17 protein-coding genes are annotated in these 20780 nt (G+C 51.7%); 10 read left to right on the top strand and 7 right to left on the bottom strand.

The genetic code is table 11. The annotated features are described in order from the left end of the window. Positions 1-382: 382 nt before the first annotated feature. Positions 383-1561 carry a hypothetical protein gene (locus tag F456_RS0115655; RefSeq protein WP_018977995.1) on the bottom strand — a complete coding sequence of 393 codons (1179 nt, stop codon included), beginning with the start codon at positions 1559-1561 and terminating at the stop codon, positions 383-385. A gap of 278 nt (positions 1562-1839) precedes the next feature. On the opposite strand from F456_RS0115655, the gene F456_RS0115650 reads away from it, so the two are divergent. From F456_RS0115650 to F456_RS24045, 3 genes are all read left to right on the top strand, one after another. Further along, complete coding sequence (locus tag F456_RS0115650) at positions 1840-2856, top strand: SDR family oxidoreductase (protein WP_018977994.1); 1017 nt, start codon at positions 1840-1842, stop codon at positions 2854-2856. A gap of 244 nt (positions 2857-3100) precedes the next feature. After that, positions 3101-4681: a histidine kinase N-terminal 7TM domain-containing diguanylate cyclase gene (locus F456_RS22780; protein ID WP_018977993.1), complete on the top strand. Its 1581-nt coding sequence runs from the start codon at positions 3101-3103 to the stop codon at positions 4679-4681. Positions 4682-4865: 184 nt separating this feature from the next. Beyond that, a complete protein-coding gene (locus F456_RS24045; RefSeq protein WP_018977992.1) occupies positions 4866-5027 on the top strand; it encodes a DUF3934 family protein in 162 nt (53 codons plus the stop codon). A 192-nt stretch (positions 5028-5219) separates the two neighbouring features. Here the strand turns inward: F456_RS24045 and F456_RS0115635 are convergent, their stop codons facing one another. After that, positions 5220-6065, bottom strand: a complete 846-nt coding sequence (locus F456_RS0115635; RefSeq protein ID WP_018977991.1) for a YkgJ family cysteine cluster protein — start codon at positions 6063-6065, stop codon at positions 5220-5222. A 220-nt stretch (positions 6066-6285) separates the two neighbouring features. Here F456_RS0115635 and F456_RS0115630 point away from each other — a divergent pair, with 220 nt between their 5' ends. Then, positions 6286-7248, top strand: coding sequence for an NUDIX domain-containing protein (locus tag F456_RS0115630; protein ID WP_018977990.1), 963 nt, complete (start codon positions 6286-6288; stop codon positions 7246-7248). 45 nt (positions 7249-7293) lie between these two features. Further along, the gene (locus tag F456_RS0115625) at positions 7294-8220 is read left to right on the top strand and encodes a TIGR02452 family protein (protein WP_018977989.1); all 927 of its coding nucleotides are present in this window, start codon (positions 7294-7296) and stop codon (positions 8218-8220) included. 135 nt (positions 8221-8355) lie between these two features. On the opposite strand, the gene F456_RS0115620 is transcribed toward F456_RS0115625, so the two are convergent. The 3 genes from F456_RS0115620 to F456_RS0115610 all read right to left on the bottom strand — a co-directional run bounded on the left by F456_RS0115620 (position 8356) and on the right by F456_RS0115610 (position 10558). Continuing rightward, positions 8356-9339 carry a catalase family peroxidase gene (locus F456_RS0115620; protein ID WP_018977988.1) on the bottom strand — a complete coding sequence of 328 codons (984 nt, stop codon included), beginning with the start codon at positions 9337-9339 and terminating at the stop codon, positions 8356-8358. A 207-nt stretch (positions 9340-9546) separates the two neighbouring features. Continuing rightward, positions 9547-9840, bottom strand: a complete 294-nt coding sequence (locus F456_RS0115615; RefSeq protein WP_018977987.1) for a putative quinol monooxygenase — start codon at positions 9838-9840, stop codon at positions 9547-9549. A 94-nt stretch (positions 9841-9934) separates the two neighbouring features. Then, positions 9935-10558 carry a DedA family protein gene (locus F456_RS0115610; protein WP_018977986.1) on the bottom strand — a complete coding sequence of 208 codons (624 nt, stop codon included), beginning with the start codon at positions 10556-10558 and terminating at the stop codon, positions 9935-9937. A gap of 337 nt (positions 10559-10895) precedes the next feature. On the opposite strand from F456_RS0115610, the gene F456_RS0115600 reads away from it, so the two are divergent. After that, positions 10896-11831 carry a helix-turn-helix transcriptional regulator gene (locus F456_RS0115600; RefSeq protein ID WP_018977984.1) on the top strand — a complete coding sequence of 312 codons (936 nt, stop codon included), beginning with the start codon at positions 10896-10898 and terminating at the stop codon, positions 11829-11831. 109 nt (positions 11832-11940) lie between these two features. After that, a complete protein-coding gene (locus F456_RS0115595; RefSeq protein WP_018977983.1) occupies positions 11941-12486 on the top strand; it encodes a GyrI-like domain-containing protein in 546 nt (181 codons plus the stop codon). Positions 12487-12658: 172 nt separating this feature from the next. Here the strand turns inward: F456_RS0115595 and F456_RS0115590 are convergent, their stop codons facing one another. After that, entirely contained in the window at positions 12659-15364 is a 2706-nt protein-coding gene (locus tag F456_RS0115590) for a putative bifunctional diguanylate cyclase/phosphodiesterase (RefSeq protein ID WP_018977982.1), read from the bottom strand. A 182-nt stretch (positions 15365-15546) separates the two neighbouring features. Here F456_RS0115590 and F456_RS0115585 point away from each other — a divergent pair, with 182 nt between their 5' ends. The 3 genes from F456_RS0115585 (at position 15547) to ypfJ (ending at position 19131) form a co-directional block, all read left to right on the top strand. Continuing rightward, complete coding sequence (locus tag F456_RS0115585) at positions 15547-17076, top strand: sigma-70 family RNA polymerase sigma factor (RefSeq protein ID WP_018977981.1); 1530 nt, start codon at positions 15547-15549, stop codon at positions 17074-17076. Positions 17077-17148: 72 nt separating this feature from the next. Next, positions 17149-18033: an EcsC family protein gene (locus tag F456_RS0115580; protein WP_018977980.1), complete on the top strand. Its 885-nt coding sequence runs from the start codon at positions 17149-17151 to the stop codon at positions 18031-18033. Positions 18034-18273: 240 nt separating this feature from the next. After that, on the top strand, positions 18274-19131 hold the full coding sequence (gene ypfJ / locus F456_RS0115575) for a KPN_02809 family neutral zinc metallopeptidase (RefSeq protein WP_018977979.1): 858 nt from the start codon (positions 18274-18276) through the stop codon (positions 19129-19131). Between the two features lie 209 nt (positions 19132-19340). Here ypfJ and F456_RS0115570 read toward each other — a convergent pair whose 3' ends face one another. Further along, positions 19341-20741, bottom strand: coding sequence for a DUF2252 domain-containing protein (locus F456_RS0115570; RefSeq protein WP_018977978.1), 1401 nt, complete (start codon positions 20739-20741; stop codon positions 19341-19343). Positions 20742-20780: the final 39 nt, after the last annotated feature.

The following is a 20780-nucleotide window of genomic DNA, read 5'->3' as shown; positions in this document are numbered from 1 at the left end:
TTTCGCTCAAAAACATGAAAAGGGCGGAATAGGTGTATCTACGCACTTATTTAATTCAAAATGCAAAAGGGACGAAGTGAAGTTATTCTTACGCACTTATATGGGTTCTCTGTCCGCTGTATCTGTCCGGCTTTGTAGGATATAAAGATGCAGCCTATTTTAGTATCAGCATATTCTGGCACCAGCATGTCTGTCACCCCACCCAGCCTACCTGGCACCCAGCACGCCCGGTATCCAACGCCTGACATCCCGTATTTGGATAGAAATCCTGGCCTACAAAAAAGGAACAGCCTCACAAGTCATAAGGCTGTTCCTTTTTATATTTATAAGCGAGCGAACCAAAAGCTGCCCGCCGCTCTCTCCTGGCACTTTCCTCAATCTTTTAGAATTCCCCTGGCATCTTCTTCACTACCGCTTCCGACAGCACGTTGCCTGTCATCCACATGTGATTGTAGCCAATCCGAAGCGCTTCGTAAGTCTTGGAGTAGTTGGTGTTATGATACGACTCGATCGCCGTAATTACGTGAGCTCCATGCATGGCGTTAGCCTGATACGTCATCGTCTTATCCAGCGGCAGACGGCCGACCTGGAAAGCGGTGATGGTAGCGACAAAATCGCCGAGATCGGCTTTCGCGGCTTTACGGCCCGCTTCGTTCCCGGCCAATGTCGCTTGCAGGTAAGCCTGATAATCGGCGATATGGCGGTTCCACTGCTCATTGAACGTCTTGGCAGCTCCGGCACCGAACAGGTTGCGGTGAGTAGCGGTCAATGCAGCTGTGTTTTTATCCAGTGCTGCTTTGGCATTGGCATAGTCAGGCGCTTTGTCATGAGCTTTCTGCAGCACGAGGATCGACAGAATGGTATGTTCGCCAAGACCCTGTCCCATCTGCTGTCGCAGATAAGCGGCATCTGTCTGGGTTGTTGTTCCCTTAAATTCATTCGGGAACTGCTTCACAATTCCGGTCGCCATCATGGCGCCTATCGTGGCGGTATGCACATAAGCCTTATGTGCAGTAGTGTAAGCTGTATCATATTTGCCGGTTACATAGGCATTGAACGACTGCAGCAGCAGCTGCTCATGCATCAGCAGATGTTTTTCCAGCGTTTCGCGGTCAAGTTTTGGATTAAGCTTGTTTAGCAGAGCGGCCATCGTTTCTGCATTATCTTCCAAAGCGGACTTGGCTTCTTGGCGCTTATTGCTGTTCTTGGCAATCGTCGCGTCCACATAGTTCATCAGCAGGGCAACGTGCTCATCCCATCCGCTGCGGAAGTTCTTGGCAGCGGTCTGACCGTACACATCCGATACCATAGTCGTCAGCGCATTCGAATTGGCAGTTACTACGCGCATAGCTGCGGCCGCATCGGGTGCATTGTCGAATCTTTTTTGCATGGCGATGATCGTGTAGTAGGCGTGCTCCCCGTGAAGTTTCGCCATCGTCGTCCGCAGGTCTGCGGCCGGCGTCTTGGTCGTCGGAGAAGAAGCACCGAAAGCGGTTGCAGGCAGGGCGGTAAGAACAAGGCAAAGCATCAGCAAGAAGAGAGGGCGAAGCGGCTTTTTCATAGTTGGGTCTCCTTTGTCCTGGGATTGTACGTACCGATAAAACCTTAAAGAAAAAACATAGAGTTGAACCATAAGAAACGATTTTTTTTGGGATTTATGGAAATGATTTGACTCTCTTTGTTCAGAGCGTTGTTTATGAATCTGTCACAGCAGCGTAGGAGCGGGTAAAAAGTTGTATTCCTTTTCGGGAAGTGCTATCGTATAGGCCGTAAAGTCCCGAAAACCGAGATCTGCATCTGACTTATATCTGCATCTGACCTATAAACGGAGGCGAAGTTATGAAAGCGCTATTTATTGGGGGAACGGGCACAATCAGTACGGAAATTACGAAGCTGCTGCTTCAGCAGGGGCACGAGTTATATCTGCTTAACCGGGGCAATCGCAATAATGAGCTGCCGGAGGGAGCGAAAATTTTACAGGCCGACATCAATGACGAGAGCAAGGTGGCGGAACTGATCGCAGACCTGGAATTCGATGTTGTCGCCGATTTTATTGCTTTCGTACCGGAGCAGCTTGAACGAGATTATCGATTGTTCAAGGATAAAACGAAGCAGTATATATTTATCAGTTCGGCATCCGCTTATCAATCGCCGCCGATGGATTACCGAATAACGGAAGGTACGCCGCTCGCAAATCCATTTTGGGAGTATTCCCGCAACAAGATTGCCTGTGAAGCATACTTAATGAAGCAGCACCGTGAGCATGGCTTCCCTGTAACGATTGTACGGCCAAGCCATACTTACAGTGAACGGTCTGTGCCGGTCGGTGTTCATGGAAGCCGGGGACCGTGGCAGGTGCTGAAGCGGATGCAGGAGGGCAAGCCAGTCATTATTCATGGAGACGGAACGTCGCTCTGGACAGTCACACACAGCCGGGACTTTGCAAAAGGATTTGTCGGATTGATGAGCAATATTCATGCGATCGGCGATTCGGTGCATATTACGTCTGATGAATCCGTAACCTGGAACCAAATTCATGAAATCATAGCAGCAGCACTTGGAGTTAAGCCGAATTTTCTGCATGTGCCTTCGACGTTTCTGGATGCATGCAGCGAGGAAGATTACCGCGGCAGTCTGCTTGGTGACAAAGCTAATTCGGTCGTATTCGATAATTCGAAACTGAAGCGGCTGGTACCGGAGTTTGCTGCGACGACGCGGGCGGACCAGGGACTGCGGGAAGCGGTGCAGTATATGCTGTCTACTCCCGAGGCGCAGCAGGAAGATCCGGCATTCGATGCTTGGAGTGACAAGGTTGCAGCTGTACTGGAGCGAGCGATCGAGGAAATCAAAAAATAAGCTGATAAAGCCGCACCGCTTCGCGATTTTAGCGAAGCGGTTTTTGATATGTATTTAGATAGAACACCTGTATTCTAACTGGGATGATACCCAATTATTGTTTGGGAGTAGAATGATAAACTGCTATATAATAGAGGGCATATAAATATTTATTGAGTAAATAATGACTGGGATTAACGAATCATGTGAGAATACGGTCTAAACGGACGAAATCGTTTGGCCATTCTGAATGGAGTAGGTGTAAATGGCGCATCAATTACTCGTGTATGTAATACTTATTCTTCTTGGAGGCGCATTGAGCCTTTTTCTGGCACTCTACGCATTGATTCGTTTTCGAAGCGCACCCGGAGGCGGATATTATATACTGGCGGCGCTTATGGTTTCTATCCTGTCCTTTGGCTATGCTTTGGAGCTGACAAGTCCTGACCTTGAACAAATTAAATTTTGGATTGGAATTGAATACTTCGCCCTTCCGTTCCTGCCTGTTTTTACGCTGTTGATGTGTTTGGAATATGTAGGGATGTCGTTGGGACCATGGAAGCGGCGGGCTCTGTACGTAATCCCTGCATTAACTTTCGTACTGCAGCATACTAATGAGTTGCACCATTTGTATTATACGTCGATCGAACTTCAACCGGGACTGGGTTTTCTAGTTGTCGATCTCGAGCGGGGACCTTGGTATACTGTGCATACGATTTACTTATACGGTTGTCTCATCTTGTCGATGGCGCTGCTGCTCATGCGGATGCGGCAGGTACGCAATCGTTTCCGCCTGCAAATATTGGCGATGACGGCGGGACTGTTGATCCCGGTAGTCGGCAATTTGTATTATTTGGCAGGTCTCAGTCCTTACGGGCTCGATCTTGGTCCCGTTTTTATCAGCATATCTTTTGTTTTTCACAGTATGGCTCTGTTTCGTTATCAGATGTTCAATGTTGTACCTATTGCCAGAGAAAGCGTATTTGAGAGTATGGGCGACGGAGTGCTGGTATTGAATGAACAAAATGTTCTTGTCGATTATAACCGCGCTGTGCTCAGATTTATTCCGGAACTGACCAAGCGCAGTATCGGGCGAAAAGTAGAAGCGGCGATGGTACCCTATCCGGAGATTGCGAAGTGCATTATCGCAGGAAATGAGTGCGATCTGAAGCTTGATCGGGCAGATCTTGAATATGCGCATGTTCGCTTCTCTCCGATAAATGGGCGCAGCAGCCGTTGCTCTGGTCGGATCGTCACATTTGTCGATATTACGGATCGCATTCTGCTGGAGCAGGAGTTGAAAAGGCTTGCCAGTACAGACGGCCTGACGGGATTGTTTAACAAAAATGCCCTGATTGAGCATTCCAAGCAGGCGCTCCAAGAGCAGACACAATGCGGCAGCGGCATATCGGTGATTATGTTTGATGTGGATCATTTCAAGAGAGTGAATGATACGTTCGGGCATGAAGCGGGAGACCGGGTACTGAGCGAAGTAGCTGACGTAATTCGCCGCGAACTGGATGAAAAAGCGATTGCCGGACGATACGGCGGAGACGAGTTTGTGCTCTGCCTGCCGGATACGCTCCCTAAAGAAGCCTGGATGTTGGCAGAGCGTATTCGTGTAGGTGTTGAACGGATGAAGATTGTGGTAGAAGGGCGGGAAGTGCGTGTCACGTCAAGCATTGGTGTGTCACATACGGATGCTTTGATCCACAATGAGACGGACTGCATGCAGGCCCTCATGCGTTATGCGGACAAAGGATTGTACCGGGCCAAGCAGCTTGGACGCAATCGCGTAAATTTATATCAGAATCCTGCCGTTTTGGAACCGTTAGAGGCACAGTGATGTATCGCAAACAAGAGAATTCATGTCCTGCCTTTCGTTTTAAACATTTATCCGAAAAAGGCACTGCATTATCTCTTGTGTCGGGACGCTCCCTCACGTACGATAGAATGACAGACGTTCATGCGCATCGATCGGCCGCTGAGGTTGTTCGGGAGGCGGGAGCGCGAAAGCGAGGCGAACAGAAATGGCTAGTAAGAAAGGCGGCACGGGCCGGGGCACGGGCAAAAAGGGATGGAACCGCTGGCAGAAGGCGGAAAATCGCAAAAAAAGCGCACCCAAGCCGTATAAAAGCAAGGGTAAAACAGATGAAACAAAATCCGAAAACGGCGGTTCGGACGGAAAGTAAGCCGTTTATCCGGACATGGTCGATAGACATAGATCCGGTGGAACGCCGGATGGAGAAGGTATGGATTGCAAGGCAAAGGACTGTTTCCGCAGCCATCATAAAGATGGCGGGAAGCAGTCCTTTTTGCTGTATCCGTAAGTTATGTCCGTAAAGAAAGGCATGATCTGCGGGGGACCGACTTCAAATATCCGCTTATTTTGATGTCGTTCCGTGCGACGCCATTTGCGCATTATGTTCGGCCAGCGGCATATCAAAGTTATCCCGGCTGCCGAGTTCTGTCGTTCTGCCATTTCCATGACGCCCGTATAGAACCAGCCAGTAAAAGATGGGATACTGGCGCAGCGGTCGACGCTGCGGTCCGACCCGAACGTCGGACAATGCTTCGTAATGCGGCCAGAAATCGGCGACGTTCGGTGTGATCTTACGATGTGAGCGCCCGCCATCGATGTACTCGCAGACCCGTTCGGGCTGCAGACGCTCGCGCCAGCTGCCATAGAAGGTGTGCGAGCTGCCATGTGTCCGGCAGATGAACGGTCTGACGGGATAAACCCGGCAGCGGCCAGTCGCTTGATCGAGCAGCGGGCAGGGAAAGCTGTTGCGTCCGGCATGCTGGCGTACAGCATCCAGCTCACCCTTGCGGTCGATCGTATGCGTCAGCGAAGCATACAGCTGCGCATTTTCCTGCTTCAGCAAGAGCAGGTTTTCCTCCGCCCGCTCAAATGCCTCGGCAACCTCGTCCTTGCTCCAGTGTCTTTCCATATATACGAGCAGCAGTTCGAATTCTACTTGAGAGATTGGGAAATAATCCGAGCAGCAGGAGCTGCAGCCTTCGCGGCATGGAGGCTGCTTCGGATGATCCGCCCGGAACTCGTCAATCGTACGCTCGACTTCCCGGTATAACCGGGTTATATGTGCTGCCCGGCTGTCCGGCGAAGCAGTCTTGTGACAAGTTCTCAATTTGCGTCCGCTTCCGCAGAAGCAGGGCTCGTTATCGCCCGGAGGCAGCGGAAGTATCCCGGCTTCGGGTGTCTTGGGCATGGGGGATTCACTTCCTTAAATTTGGATTCTGTTCCCATTATACGCCTGAAGCTGCGATTATTCGAATTCTCCAATATGCATATGCATTGTTCGATAGGCGGGCAGCTTGACAGGGTTCCTCTTTCTTTTTATTATCAATAGTAACTTTTAGATATTAACAGAGTGTATATAACAATCCGACTTTAAATAAAGCCATCTGCCGACGGACGGGAGGAACAAAATGAAAGATGCAGAACCAATCGACAGAGATACTGAACTTCGCGATCAAGACGGACTGACGGAGAAAGAGTTTCTCGGTTCGTACGATGCGGGCGACTATGAACGTCCATCGGTAGCGGCGGATATGGTCATTTTTACTGTTGCGGGAGAAAAGGAAGAGAATTATCGCAGGCTGCCGGAACGCTCGCTGCGTGTGCTGCTGATCAAACGCGGCGCTCACCCTTACCTTGGACATTGGGCTTTGCCCGGTGGTTTTGTGCGCCCAAACGAAACGGCCGATCAAGCTGCTGCGAGAGAACTTCGCGAAGAGACCGGGGTGGATCGGGTGTATCTGGAACAGCTGCATACGTTCAGCGATGTCGGGCGAGATCCGCGTACCTGGGTGATGAGCTGCGCTTATATGGCGCTTGTGGACAGCCAGGAGATGAGCGTTCAGAGCGGCGACGATGCGGATCGGGCAGAATGGTTTGGACTGACTTATCGTATGGTCGGAGAAAGCCGGAATCTCTTGGATGAGGGCGGTATGCTGCATGTTCGGCGCTATGAGCTGAAGTTAAATCTGGCGGCAAGGGCGGACAATAATGAGGCAGCTGACGGAATCGAATTGAATGCAATCATTGAGCAGCGGTGTACTCGAACAAATCGGGCGTCGTCCGAAGAATACCGGATTGTAGAGGGCGGCGGACTTGCGTTTGATCATGCCAAGATTATTGCGATGGCGATCGAGCGTCTGCGCAGTCAAGTAGAGAAGACGGATCTGGCGCTGCACTTGATGCCGGAATTTTTTACTCTGACAGAATTTCAACAGGTGTACGAAGCGATCTTGGATCGGGAACTGCTGAAAGCAGCCTTTCGCCGCAAAGCGGAACCACTGGTGGAGAAGACGGATCGGTATACCGAAAACGCGGGGCATCGTCCTTCCAGGTTATATAGACGGAGACGAGAAGAATGGGGCGACTACTGATACTTACACGCTCGAAGAGCTGCTGAAGGAGGAAGAAAGGGTAAGATGAACGAACGGATGAACGGACAAATAAAAGGCAGCCGTGAGGCAGCACGTGATCGAATGAAACGTATTGCCGCCGAGACGGTAGAAATCGCACGCAGCGGATCGTACGTCTATCGGGGAGAACGGATCGAGATTGGGGAAGCGCAGCGGCGTACAGAGGAAGACAGCCTGCTGATCACACCTGAACGAGGGGAAGCCATCGCACGGGCACTCGATAAAGGGAAACGGTCGAAGAACGGGGGCGGAGAAACCGAGGTTGGAGCGACAATGTCGCGTCCGCGTATCGATTACCGAGTCGTTAACGAGTCGGCGGTCAAGACAGTGCGCGATTTGGCGGAAAGCGGTTCACAGCGTATCGGTCTGCTGAATTTTGCCAGTGCAAAAAATCCGGGAGGAGGGTTCTTAAACGGAGCGAACGCACAGGAAGAGAAGCTTGCTATCGCAAGCGGACTGTACGCCGCGCAGCTTCGGCATCCCCGTTATTACGATGCCAATCGGACCAGCGGCACCATGATGTATACCCATCACGCCATTTATGCGCCTGATGTTGTTTTCTTTCGCGACGATCGCTTAGAGCTTACGGCCCCTCCCGTGTACGCCTCGGTATTGACACTGCCCGCGGTCAACTATGCCCAAGTGCTTCTTAAGGGAGAAGACCCCGAATTGGCTAAGTCCATTATGCTCGAACGTATGCGTCTGGTGCTTGCAATCTTCGCCGAGCGGGGCGATCGTACACTTGTACTTGGTGCTTACGGATGCGGAGTATTCGGCAATGATCCGGCTTCCGTCGCCGACTGGTGGCGGCGTCTGCTGGACGGAGAAGGCTGGGCCGATCACTTTGAGCGTGTTGTATTTGCGGTTCTGGACCGGTCGAAAGAACGGCGTACGATTCGTCCGTTCGAGCGTATCTGGGGCCGGGCTTTTTAACTGCTGATTTTATCGTCAACAGGTCGCCGGTCGCAGAATTTGGAAGCTTAATGCGGCAAAAGCAGGACAAACAGACCCGGTTCCGATAACACTTGGAAGGGTCTGATCAGCGGTGAAAAGTTCGGTGTAGGACAACTAGTGCCCTCCACTGCGTCTCTTCAGCGATTCGGCATAGGTGTCGCGCCGGAAATTCAGAATCGGGTCATCGGACAAAGCAATCCCTTCCGTAATGGAAGTTGGATCCATGATCAGACCGTGCGGCTCAGGGATCGGTTCCAGCAGCACAAGCCGCCCGGCGTCAATACGGCGCCGATTGCTCGGCCAGCGCTTGGTGGGATCATCTGTAGGATCGCCTTCTTCACCAAATACGATGCTGAGCTTGAAGGAAGGTGGGTGCGCCTGCAGCCGCAGCTCCATCTCGCGTTCCAGATAATCGTCTGGCATCGCGGCAGCATCGTGAATCGACAGGGTCTGTACGCCCGAGTCCGGAATCCATTCGAACTTGACTGGCCGGCGACGTCCTTCTTCGTCGACAAGGAAGTAAACATGGATGCAGTAATACAGATTGGTCGCGTAACTGGCAGGCGGCTTCAATCGCTTAAGCGCCAAGAGGCTCTGACGGCTCTCGCCAAAATGGCGAGCAAAGCGGCGCAGTGCTTCGGATTTGGGCATCCGTCCGGTCTTGGTCCGATTAAGCGTCGTCAGCATCTCCATGAAAGACTCCGGCGTACGGGCGAAAAATACCGGTACGGTAACGCCGACGAGAGTGGAACGTCCGCCTTCCGGGAGCAGGAACTGAACCGCCATGCCTTTGGCCGGCGACAGCAGATCCGCCAAAGCCGGGTCGGTCGAGCTGCCCGAGAAGCGGACAATCGCTTTTACTTCATGTTCCTGCAGATGCGGAGCGGTTGTAAAAGGAGCCGCTTTGCCGCTTGGGAGAAACGAAGCGCGGCAGCAGAAGCCGCGTGCATGTGCACGACGATAACCCGGATGAATACCGGATACACGCTCCATTTCATCGACAGCTTCTTCCGCCGGCGAGATGTATAAAGTCTCGCGTCCATCCGATCGCTCGGATGGAGCGCCGGATGCTGAATGAGTTTCGGATTCGCTGGACATGGTGATCGTTCACCTCTCGCTTCCTGTTATAAAATCATCAAATTATAAGATCATCGAAATGCATTCACGAATTTACAAGCTGAAACATTCTTACCCGAAAAGGAAGCATACAGAAACTGCCCTTTGCCGAATTCGGCGAAGGGCAGTTTGGCGTTATAAGCAAATGTGTGGACAGCACAGTCAAGACGTTCCGTTCGATACTTGTCTTTAGGGAGTTATCGGCTGAAGCTTATATACTTCCCGGCTTTCGACGAGTTCTTCGATAGCCCGTCGGTACTCCTGATAATGCTCGCTGTCCAGATGACTCTGTACGGCAGCCGGACTTTCCCAACGTTCATAAAATACGAATGTACGGGGATCCTCAATCGATTCGTTCAGCACGTATTCCAAGCATCCGCTCTCGGCACGGGTCGGCCCGATCATTCGGATCAATTCGCCCCGCAGCTGCTGCTCCATTCCGGGCTTTGCTTTGAGAACGGCTGTAACGGTAATGGCTTCCATACTGCGCACCTCCGATTATAAAATTGCGCTGCCGCGAAGGTCGCTGCGCTTATTTCTTAGTAACACCCATCGGCAATTTTGACACTCCCAAGCGTTATGATTCGTTCTTTACCTCACGGTTTCTTCTTCGGACAAACAATATAATTCCCGTCACAAGCAGCAGACCCAGCACGATATAGACGATATTCGAGAATCTGTCCATTTGACCGACGACGCTTTCCCACGATTCGCCAACGGCACTTCCAATAAACGTCAGCACCGTATTCCAAAGCAGGGAACCGATCGTGGTCAGCATGAGGAAGGAGGCCAGATTCATGCGCACACCGCCTGCGGGAACGGAGATTAGGCTGCGTACCAACGGTACGAGGCGGCAGAGAAATACAGCCCATTTTCCAAAGCGGTTAAACCATCCGTATGCTCTGCCGACATCTTCTTTTTTGAGCCGCAGCCACCTGCCGTGTGTCTCGATAAGTCGCTCCATTCGTTCCTGCTTCATAGTGGCGCCAACCGCATATAGAGCGCCGGCTCCCACTACCGAACCAAGCGTTGAGGCAATGACGACACCGGCAATGTTCATATCTGTCTGTGTAGTCATAAATCCTCCAAAGGTCAGAATGACCTCCGACGGAATGGGCGGGAAAATATTCTCCAGCGCAATCAGCAGGAAGATCCCGAAGTAACCCCAATCGTTCATAAAGTTGGTAATCCAATTCTCCATTACGATCACCTCAATTTTGAATTTGACGGGATTCCGGTTCCCGGACGTACCTATCTAATATTTGGGTAGCGATTGCGGCGTTTGTATAAGTGATAAGTATGTAAATGATAGTATATTTTCAGAAAGATAAATTGACTTTCAATTCGGTTGAAAAGAAACGGCCTGAGGGCAGGGGGCCCGGCGCCCGCCGTGATGTCCTCCACCTGATAGTAAAGGATGGGGGAAGCCGGTTGCAAGTTTACCCCGAAAAGGTGATATTTCATCCTGTCAGGAACCTGTACTTGCCTTACAATAGAGGAAGACAAGAAAGAACAGAGGGCAAGGGAAGGAGACTGCAATGAAAATCGACCGTCTGTTGGCAATGACTATTCTGCTGCTGAACCGCAAGCGAATCAGCGCGGCGGAGTTAGCCGAGAAATTCGAAGTATCCACCAAGACTGTATACCGTGATATCGAGACGCTGTGCCGTGCCGGTATTCCGATCGTATCGCATCAGGGGGTGAGCGGCGGTTTCGAAGTGATGGAACGGTATACGATTGGACGGCAGATGCTCAGTTCCGGAGAGATTGCCGCCCTGCGCACTGCAGTAAAAGGAGCGGCTACCGTGTTGGACGATCGGACTTTTACGGATCTGACGGATAAAGTGCAGGCCCTGCTCGGCAGCGGCGGCGAAGCGAGCGGACCAGGGGTAGTTTTTGATTTTAATCCATGGGGACGCAGCGAGTCGGTCCGAGGCCGGGTTGAACGTCTGCGGAGCGCTGTTCGGGAATCGCTGCGGGTTGAGGTTCGCTATCTGAATATGAATGGCAGCGAGAGCCGGCGCATTCTGGAGCCGTCCATGCTGCTGATGAAAGGCGGTATCTGGTATTTGCAGGCATACTGTCTGCTGCGGGAAGAGTTTCGTATTTTCCGACTGTCCAGGATGCTGGAGCTGTGTGAGACGGGCGAGCCGTTCCTGCCCAAGCCGGCTCCGCCGCTGGATACTTACGAATGGAGCGATGATTGGGATCCGGCTCCAAGGATTGAAATGTCGCTGCGCTTCCAACCGGAAGTGCGGCTGCGGGTAACGGATGAATTCGATACGGCACTGACTGAAGAGCTTGCGGACGGCAGTATAAGAGTAAAAGGGTTGTTTGCAGCGGACGACTGGTTTTACGGAAGGATGCTCAGCTATGGCACCGGGGTAATTGTCGAGTCGCCGCGCGAAGTGGCACAAGAAGTAGTACGGCGTGCACTTGGAATCGTCGAAGCCTACACGGGAGACTGTATATGAACGAAAGATCCTTTCGGAGAAATTTCTGAAAATAGATAACCTGGACAGTAAGCTGTCCACTAAAGGGCGATATATTAAAGGAAATTGATCGAAGAGAGGAAGATTTTTGATGAATGCCGATATCTTCAACCCGATAACGAACAACGAATATGCGGATTTTGTTACTCGAGAAGCTTTTACATTAACCGGTTACGCAGTCCGCACAAGAAACGCAGACGAAGCAGAGTCTGACGGACGACTCTCCGGACTATGGCAGGTTTATAACCAAAGCGGATTTGTCCAGGAAGCGGAAGTTCGCGATCCGCACCTGATCTACGCTCTGTATACCGATTATGAGAGCGATGCATCCGGCGCCTACACGGTTGTGCTCGGTCATCAATGTGCTCCCGCAGCCAGCGCACTGCCGTCCAGCGATAAGGAAGATTCGTTCGGGGACGAACGCTTCTGGGCATCGGTACCGGAGAGCCGCTACCGGGTGTTCAAGACTCGGCGCGGTCCGGTATGGCAGGTGGTCGCGGAAGCTTGGACAGATATATGGGCCCATTTTGAAGGATCTTCCGAACAACGAGCCTATACGGGAGATTTCGAACAATACGACACCCGGGAGTTCGATCCCGAAAATGCCGAGGTCCTTATTTATATCGCTGTTCGCTGAACGGAACGATCATGAGAAGAACGGCAAAGAGAGGCAAAGGTACATAAGATGCAAAAGGTACGAGACGATGAAAAAGGTACCACACGATGAAAAAAGCATGAGACGATGCAAGAAGTGCAAAAAGATCAAAAGAGATGCGAAAAGAAGCCCTGCCGGATTCGGCAGGGCTTCTTCATGCGCCCGGATGATCGGCCAGTGCTTCTTCTTGGGGAGAAGGCACCAAAAGCCGTCCAATTTCTTCGGCCGATGACGGTCGTCCAAACAGGAATCCCTGCATCTCCACACATTCGATCGCGCGCAGGATAGCGGCTTGGCTTTCGTTCTCAACGCCTTCGGCGATCACATTGATTTCCAATGTACGGGCCAAGTCGATGATGTGGGAGACGATCTTTCGATTGACCTGACGGTTTTCAAGTTTGCTGGTAAACTGCCGGGCAATCTTCAGCTTGTCGATCGGAAAGCTCTCCAGATAAGAAAGGGAGGAATAACCGGTGCCAAAGTCGTCGATGGAGATCGTCAGACCTAGTGCTTTCAACCCCTGCAGCCTGCTCAGTACGAGGTCCTGTCTGCTCAGCGCCGTCGATTCTGTGATTTCCAGATCCAGCAGTTCCGGGGAAAGTCCTGTCTCGCTCAATGCAGCTTGTACATGCTCTACGATATCGGGCTGATACAGCTGCTTCGGAGACAAGTTAACGCCGATTTTGATCGGATGCCCTTCATCGCTCCATCGCTTGGCCTGCATGCAGGCTTCTTTCAGTACCCAATCGCCGATCGTCAGGATCTGTCCGCTTTCCTCCGCAATCGGAATAAATTCGGTAGGCGGTATAACTCCCAACTGAGGGTGGTTCCAGCGGATAAGCGCTTCGACTCCCGTCAGCTTGGCAGAGGCGGATTCAATCTGCGGTTGGTAATGCAGAAACAGCTGACCTTCTTCGATGGCCTGCCCCAGATCTTTTTCAAGCAGAAACTTTCGGGAGAGGCCGGGATCGGCTTCGCAGTACAGACGATAATGTCCCCGTCCACCGTATTTGACTTGATACAGCGCAATATCCGCTTTCTTCATTAAGCCGACCGGTGTGACGTCGTCGATCGGATAAACGGATAGACCGATACTGGGCAGCGATACGATCTCGTGCTCGCCAAGGGAGTGCGGCGGGCTCAGCGCTTCCAGAATTCGCTGGCCGGCAGCCCGTGCTCCTTCGCGGCCGTCGATACTGCGCAGAATCAGTGTGAATTCATCTCCGCCCTGCCGGGCGACCATATCCGATTCTCCGACACAGAGTCTAAGTCTCTCTGCGACCGAAACAAGCAGACGATCACCTACATCGTGGCCCAATGTATCATTCACATTTTTGAAACGATCCAGATCGATCATGACAACGGCAAACGTCTCGTTCGACAGCCCAGCCATTTCGGTCGCGGCCTTCAACTGTTCGTCGAATGCCGCCCGGTTGGATAGGCCGGTCAGCACGTCGTGGTAGGCCAAGTAACGGATTCGTTCTTCATTACGTTTATTTTCCGTGATATCTCGTCCGATGCCAAAGATTCCTACAATCCGATCGCGGACACGAATGGGGATATGCGTTAAGCTAACGGTACTGATTCGTCCGCTGCGGCTGTAAATTTGAGTTTCATTACGTTGAGGATATCCAGACTTGGCCAGTGCCAAAGAACGCTCGGCTGCGCTGCGGTTCTCGCTGTCCAGAAATTCGGCATGAGAGACACCGATCAACTCTTCACGTCCGCAGTCCAGCAGTTTCGAAGATGCCGTGTTGGTGCTATCAAAATTGCCGTTCATATCAAGCGAATAGACGGCGTCCGGATGATATTCGAACAGCGACTTGTAGCGTTCTTCGCTGAATTCCAATTCTTCGGTTTTGCGGTACAAACTGAGTACAAGCTGATGGTTCTCCAATATGATCAGCAGCTGCCGCACAATCACAAGCACAATGGACAAGCCGGTTCCGATTGTAAAAGCGTCAATGCCTGCCGAACCGGAGATCATAAAAATAAACAGAACCATAACGTTCAGGTAAGGCAGGGTAATCCGAGGGATATCGATAGATTCGACATGAATTTCTTCTATTTTCGTTTTCTGTACCCGCTCACTGCGTTTCTCCGGCTGCTGCAGGAAACCGGCGTAGCCGACCAACATCAGGCAGAGCATAAAGAACGGGTCGATCGAGCTGCCAGAATCATAGGTTTCGGTAGACAGCAGATACAGATAGACGGAATCGACCAGAGCTTGTGCAGTTAAACCGAGGAAAATAAATAGAATAAGCCGCTTGGGAAACATGCCGCGTGTGCCCCAGTATAGACTCATAGCTCCAAACAGCAGTGCGAGATCAATGACCGGATAGGACAGGTTGACCAAGAGAGTAAGATCCGGAACTTCTACATCGGCCAGAATAGGACCAATCAGATAGTGCCAGCTGAAAGTGGCGGCAACCGTCATTACAATCAGAATATCGAAGATCAATTTAACGGTTCCGTAACTTTTCTTCAACCGTTTGAACAGATAGATAAACGCGGCCAAATAGAAGATGCATTGCATAATATAAAAGAAATCGGTCCAACCGGGAGAAGGAGGCTCGATTCCGAGCACTTTCTCATCGTACAGCCAAATAATTTCGGCGATAAAATAGTTGAAGCACCCGATCGACAGCAGCATCCAGAACTTTCGCTTCTCGCCGAATGTCCGTCTGGCAGCTCCCATTAACCATAAAGCAGAAATTAAGCTGCCGGCCAGCGACAGGATATTTCCTCCCCAAGTCGCGATATTTTCATCATAATCCCATATCGTAACCCATGCATAATAGGAAAAAACAAAGAACAGAATAAAAAGAAGGGTAGCGATGTTTTTAGTAAGAATAGGCATGATTGTTCCCTCTTTTACAATATATAGTACTTTAGCTTTAAAATTAAAATAGTCTATCTCTCTCTTAATCGGTATGAAAGCAAGAAATATTAGAAAAAGCCTTAGAGAACGGAAATAAGGTAACCGAAAGACGGTTAACCGGCACTGTACATATAGGAGCGCAGGAAAAGGAGAGAAACGATGTGGATGAATGGATAGAAAAGGCGAAAAGGGGAGACCCCGCTGCGTGGGAACATATCTTTGAGCAGTATCGGGGGATGGCTTTCGCTGTGGCTTACGAGCGAATTGGTGATGTTCAACTGGCAGAGGACGCTGTACAGGAAGCTTTTGCCGAAGTCTTTGATGGGTTGAAAAGGTTGGAGCATGCAGAAGCCTTTCCCGGATGGCTGCGAACGATTGTTAAACGCAAAGCGGTTCGTCCTTTCCGTCGCAAACAACTCTCGACACTGCCGATTGGAGAAGAAGCCGAGAGGGCAGCTGATGAAGGCTCGAACACAGAAAGGATTGTAGAGTTCCGCGAGCTGAAAAGGAAGCTGTACAACTCGGTAGATGAGCTTTCCGAAGGACAACGAACTGCGGTCCGTCTGTACTACTTTGAAGGTTATTCGATCCGGGATATTGCCCGTTTTCTGGACCTGTCGGAGTCTGCACTCAAAAAAAGGCTGTTCGACGCCCGAATTCGTCTTAAATCCGCGCTTCATGTTTCCAACTTTTCCGCTGCGTTCCGTGATCTTTATGAAGGAGGAAAAGGTATGCTGCATATTGTGAACGGAGATCGTACTGCCGCGCTGCTGCGCGAAGCGGAAATTCAGGGGGAAGTTCTTGTTTGGCGTGAGCTGTATCCGTTCGGGCCGGTTTTCGCCGATATGGAAGAGGCTTCGGCAAAGTTCTCGCGGGCCGATTATTTGGAGAAAGAGCTGGGTATCCCCCGTTCGGTCTACTTGGAAGGCTGTGCAGAACAGGAGCGAAAGCTCCGGGGGTTGGGAAATTATGAAGAAGTCGTGCTCTGGTTCGAGCACGATCTGTTCGACCAGACGATGCTGACTCTGCTGCTGGATCGAATCAGACGGTTACAGAAAGGGAGAACTCGGGTCAGTCTACTGTGCATCGGCGAATTCCCCGGCATTGAATGTTTTCATGGACTCGGACAGCTTCGCGCCGATCAATTGAAGACGCTATCTGGAACGTGGCAGCCGGTCGGTGAAGAGCAGTATGTTTTATCTTCAAGTTTTTGGAAAGCTTACAGCTCGCCCGACCCGGAAGAACATGCCCGTTTTCTCAAGATGGACAGTTCGGCTCTGCCGTTTGCTCATGCTGCGTTTGAAGCGCATCTGTCAAGACTGCCTTCGCCCGAAAGCGGTCTGGGCATCATTCAACGTACGACGCTTGAAGCTGCCGCCTCCGGCGCGGCCGCGCCGGGCGAACTGTTTCGGGAGGTCTCCGGCAGACTGTCCCTGCTGGGAATAGGCGATCTCGAATTCTGGCGGTATCTGGAACTGATGACTGCCGGATCGCATCCGCTGTTGATTTGCAGCGGATCGAACGGATTCCCCAAGTACGGTCAGTCACAGTCGGACTTCACTCAGGCGCGCTTTTCCCTGTCAGAGCTCGGACGGCGTGTACTCGAGGGGGAAGCTGCTGCGGAAGATGGAGGCTTCCCTGACTGGGTTGGAGGTCTGCGCCTTACCGGAGGACAGCTGAGATATTCGTAACCGAAGATCCCTTCGTGCGTATAATGGGTAATCTATATCGATTGCGACAGAATATGCCGGGAGGGAAATTGTATGACGAAAGAAATGGACGAAATCCGTCAGACTGACGAAACCGAGCACAAACCGTCGAACCCTGTACCCGACAGCCGCGCTCAGCTTCAGGCAGCGCTGGTCGAGGTAGAGAAGTGGATGAAGGATCAGCGGAAAATATCGATTTGGGACCGAATCTCTCGAATTCCGTTCAAGATCCTTGATAAGGTTACACCCAAATTCATTCATGAGAAAATCGGTGCTCTGCTTGATGAACTGGGCAACTACGTACAGAGCGGGGGCAGTTACCTGATCGCTCGCCGCCGAGTTATGGGTATGCTGGAGAATATCGCCCGTAAACGGGCAGTACCGGAAACGGGACCTTATCCGCTTGTGGTTATGGACGAAGCGGCCGGACGCCTGTCCGGGGAAAGTCGCAATCTGGCAACAGCTCAGGGTGCGACAACCGGAGTAGGAGGCGTCTTTACGCTGGCGGCCGACATTCCGGCGGTACTGGGCTTGTCGCTCAAAGTTATTCAGGAGATCGGACTTTGTTACGGTTACGAAGCAAGCGACAAGGCCGAGCGCGTATTCGCCATTAAAGTTCTGCAGTTCGCTTCCTCTGATCTTGTGGGCAAACAAGCAGTATTAGAGGAACTGAATCTAAAGGCAGGCGAAGACGGCAAGCTGCCTCCGGCCATTACCGCCATGTCAAAAATTCAGGGTTGGCGTGAAGTGATTACGACGTACCGGGATAGTTGGGGCTGGAAAAAGCTGCTGCAGGCTGTGCCGGTTGCCGGGATTGTGTTTGGAGCATTCGCCAATCGCCAAGCTTTGGGAGACGTGTCGGAAGCGGCCAATATGCTGTACCGCAAGCGCCGCATTCTGGAGAGAATTGATGCGCTGGAACAGAAGCGAACCGTATGAGCAGCTTTACGGAGTTCCGCTTCGAATAGTGAAAAATAGAAGCATTACAGCATTTTTCGACTCTTTCAAACAGGCTGCCGGGTAGTTTCGGGCAGCCTGTTTGTGCTGTCTCGCGTTGTACACTGCTGTATAGGTTAATATTTTGGAAGAGAGCGAGGCGGAGAAAATCTTCTCTGCTGCAGAGGGAAGATTCTTGCTGCTTTGAACCCATTCAGGAATCGACATCAAGGAGGAACATTCATGCAGTGGAAGGGCAGAAAAGGAAGCCGCAATGTTGAAGATCGAAGAGGCCAAAGCGGCGGAGGCGGCATGATGCTGGGCGGCGGCCTTGGTGTCGGCGGAATCGTCATCGTCATTATCGTCATGCTGCTGGGAGGCAATCCCGGCAGTCTGTTGAACGGAGTGACTTCGACAACAACACAAACGCAGACGGCGGGTAACTACCAGGGAACGGCTGAGGAAGAAGAACTGGCCGATTTCGTATCCGTTGTGCTGGCCGATACGGAGGAGGTCTGGGAAGATGTCTTCCGCGAGAACGGAATGACCTACCGAAACCCTAAGCTCGTTCTGTTTACGGACAGCGTACAATCTGCCTGCGGCACAGCCAGTTCGGCTGTAGGACCGTTCTACTGCCCAGGTGACGAGAAGCTGTACATTGACTTGAGCTTCTACGACGAACTGAAGCAGCGCTTCCAGGCGCCCGGCGATTTTGCGATGGCTTATGTGGTCGCGCATGAAGTCGGCCACCACGTCCAGAAGCTGCTTGGTACAAGTGATAAGGTCGACCGGCTGCGCCGTACGCTGAGCGAGACGGAGTACAACAAGTATTCCGTTAGGCTCGAGCTTCAGGCAGACTATTATGCGGGTGTCTGGGCGCATTATGAGCAGGGCAGGAACCTGCTCGAAGAGGGTGACCTTGAAGAAGCGTTGACGGCCGCCAGTGCCGTCGGCGATGACAGCATCCAGCTTCGGTCCAGAGGCCATGTAGTGCCGGACAGCTTTACGCACGGGACGTCCGAGCAGCGCAAGAGCTGGTTCTATAAAGGTTTTCAAAGCGGGACGATCGAGGGTGGAGATACGTTTGGCGGCAGCCTGTGATCATAGAGGAGTCTGGCCTACCGATCAATGCTGCTTGATACTACTTGATGCTGTGCCAATCCGAGAACCGGATCGAATCAGGCCCCACGTTGCGGGTAGAACCGGAACTCAACCGTTCATACAAAATCCCTATATTCAAGCGAACGACGCTTGAACATAGGGATTTTTGTTGTATATGCTATTTCACGTACTGTTTTTCTTACTCTTTTTTACTCTTCGCCGGACTTGGCACTTCCTTCCGCGTCCTTCTTTTCCATATCAGAAAAACGCTGCGCCGTCCATTCCGTAAAGAGCGCATAATCCCGCTCTACGATATCTGCGTAAGCATGGGCAAACTGCGAAATATGCTGGGCGAATACGCCGCAGTCTTCGCCCATTGCTTTGGCGATTTCTTTTTCGCTGTGATAAGGCAGAATGCCAAGGCTGTCGTCGAAATCAGCGCGGGCATGCATTTTGGCGGTCAGGCGTCCCATCAGTGTCAGCACCCGCTGCATATCCTCCGGTTCTTTTAGCGCTTCTGCTTTTAACCGTTTCTTGTAAGGCGAACGCTCTCGTACGTAGAAGTGACGATCGTCGATTGTCAGAAAGCCCAGATAAGGATCCGCTTCATGATGCATAGCCTGCTGCGTTGCAGTCACCCGCTTGCCCTGATGCTCAAACACGTCCCAGAACGATTCGGAATACGGCATGAAGTAGGCTGGCACGGGTACCCGAACTTCTTTGACTTCCAGCACCGTATCGTCGGAATCCCGGTCGCCTGTCGTCTGGGCAGTGCCGCCTTCAATCAACACATAGAATCGGTCAAGACCGATCGAAGCGGTGCCGGAACCGTGTTTGACGGCGATATCTTTAATCTCGTAATGTTCTTCATCGGAGCGCCGACACAGCAGAGTATTCGTATAAAATGGCCAAGCCTGCTGCAATCCTTCCTGCTCTTCTGTCGTCGGCTCCACCAGCTCGTCATTTTCAAGGAAAGCGCGTTCCCCCTGCATCCGTGCAGTTACCTTTTCCAAAAAGTGTCCCTGCTGGCGCTCTTCCAATTTGCGAAGCAGTTTGCGGACCGGGCCTTTGGCGCAGCTCGAATCAACAATGAAGTCGCCCGGATCGTCCTTGCCGGACGCAAACTTGTCGATCTGCTTGTAGTAAGACTTCACATAGTGTGCCGCAGCTTCGATCTGTTCTTCCGAGGAATAGCCGATTTGGCGTCCAACGAGCACGATACTGACAGCCATGCGTACAATGTCGTACAGATAGGAGCCGACATAGCCTTCATCAAAATCGTTTACGTCATACACAATGCGTCCGCTCTCGCTCTGGAAAGCGCCGAAATTTTCGAAATGCAGATCGCCTTGAATCCAAGTAGGGCGGTCCTGCGGCGTATGATAAGGGAAGTACTGGCGGGTCAAGTCGAAGTAGAAGAGATAAGCGCTGCCGCGATAAAAAGAAAACGGATTGAGCGCCATCTTACGGTATTTCTCCAAGCGCTTGGACTCATCCAAACTCATACGCTCACCGTCGAATTCTTCGAAAATTGAAATCAACGTATTCAGACGCAGTTTTTTACGTGTGCGTAGGACGCTTTCGGTAATGCTGGCATTAACAGTGGACATAAACTCACTCCTTCGGATTCGAACTCGGCCGGTGTGCCG

The organism is Saccharibacillus kuerlensis DSM 22868 (assembly GCF_000378145.1).
In the GTDB taxonomy this organism is placed as follows: Bacteria; Bacillota; Bacilli; order Paenibacillales; family Paenibacillaceae; genus Saccharibacillus; species Saccharibacillus kuerlensis.
The sequence above is the reverse complement of the archived record's forward strand: the minus strand, read 5'-3'. Positions and strand labels throughout refer to the sequence as shown.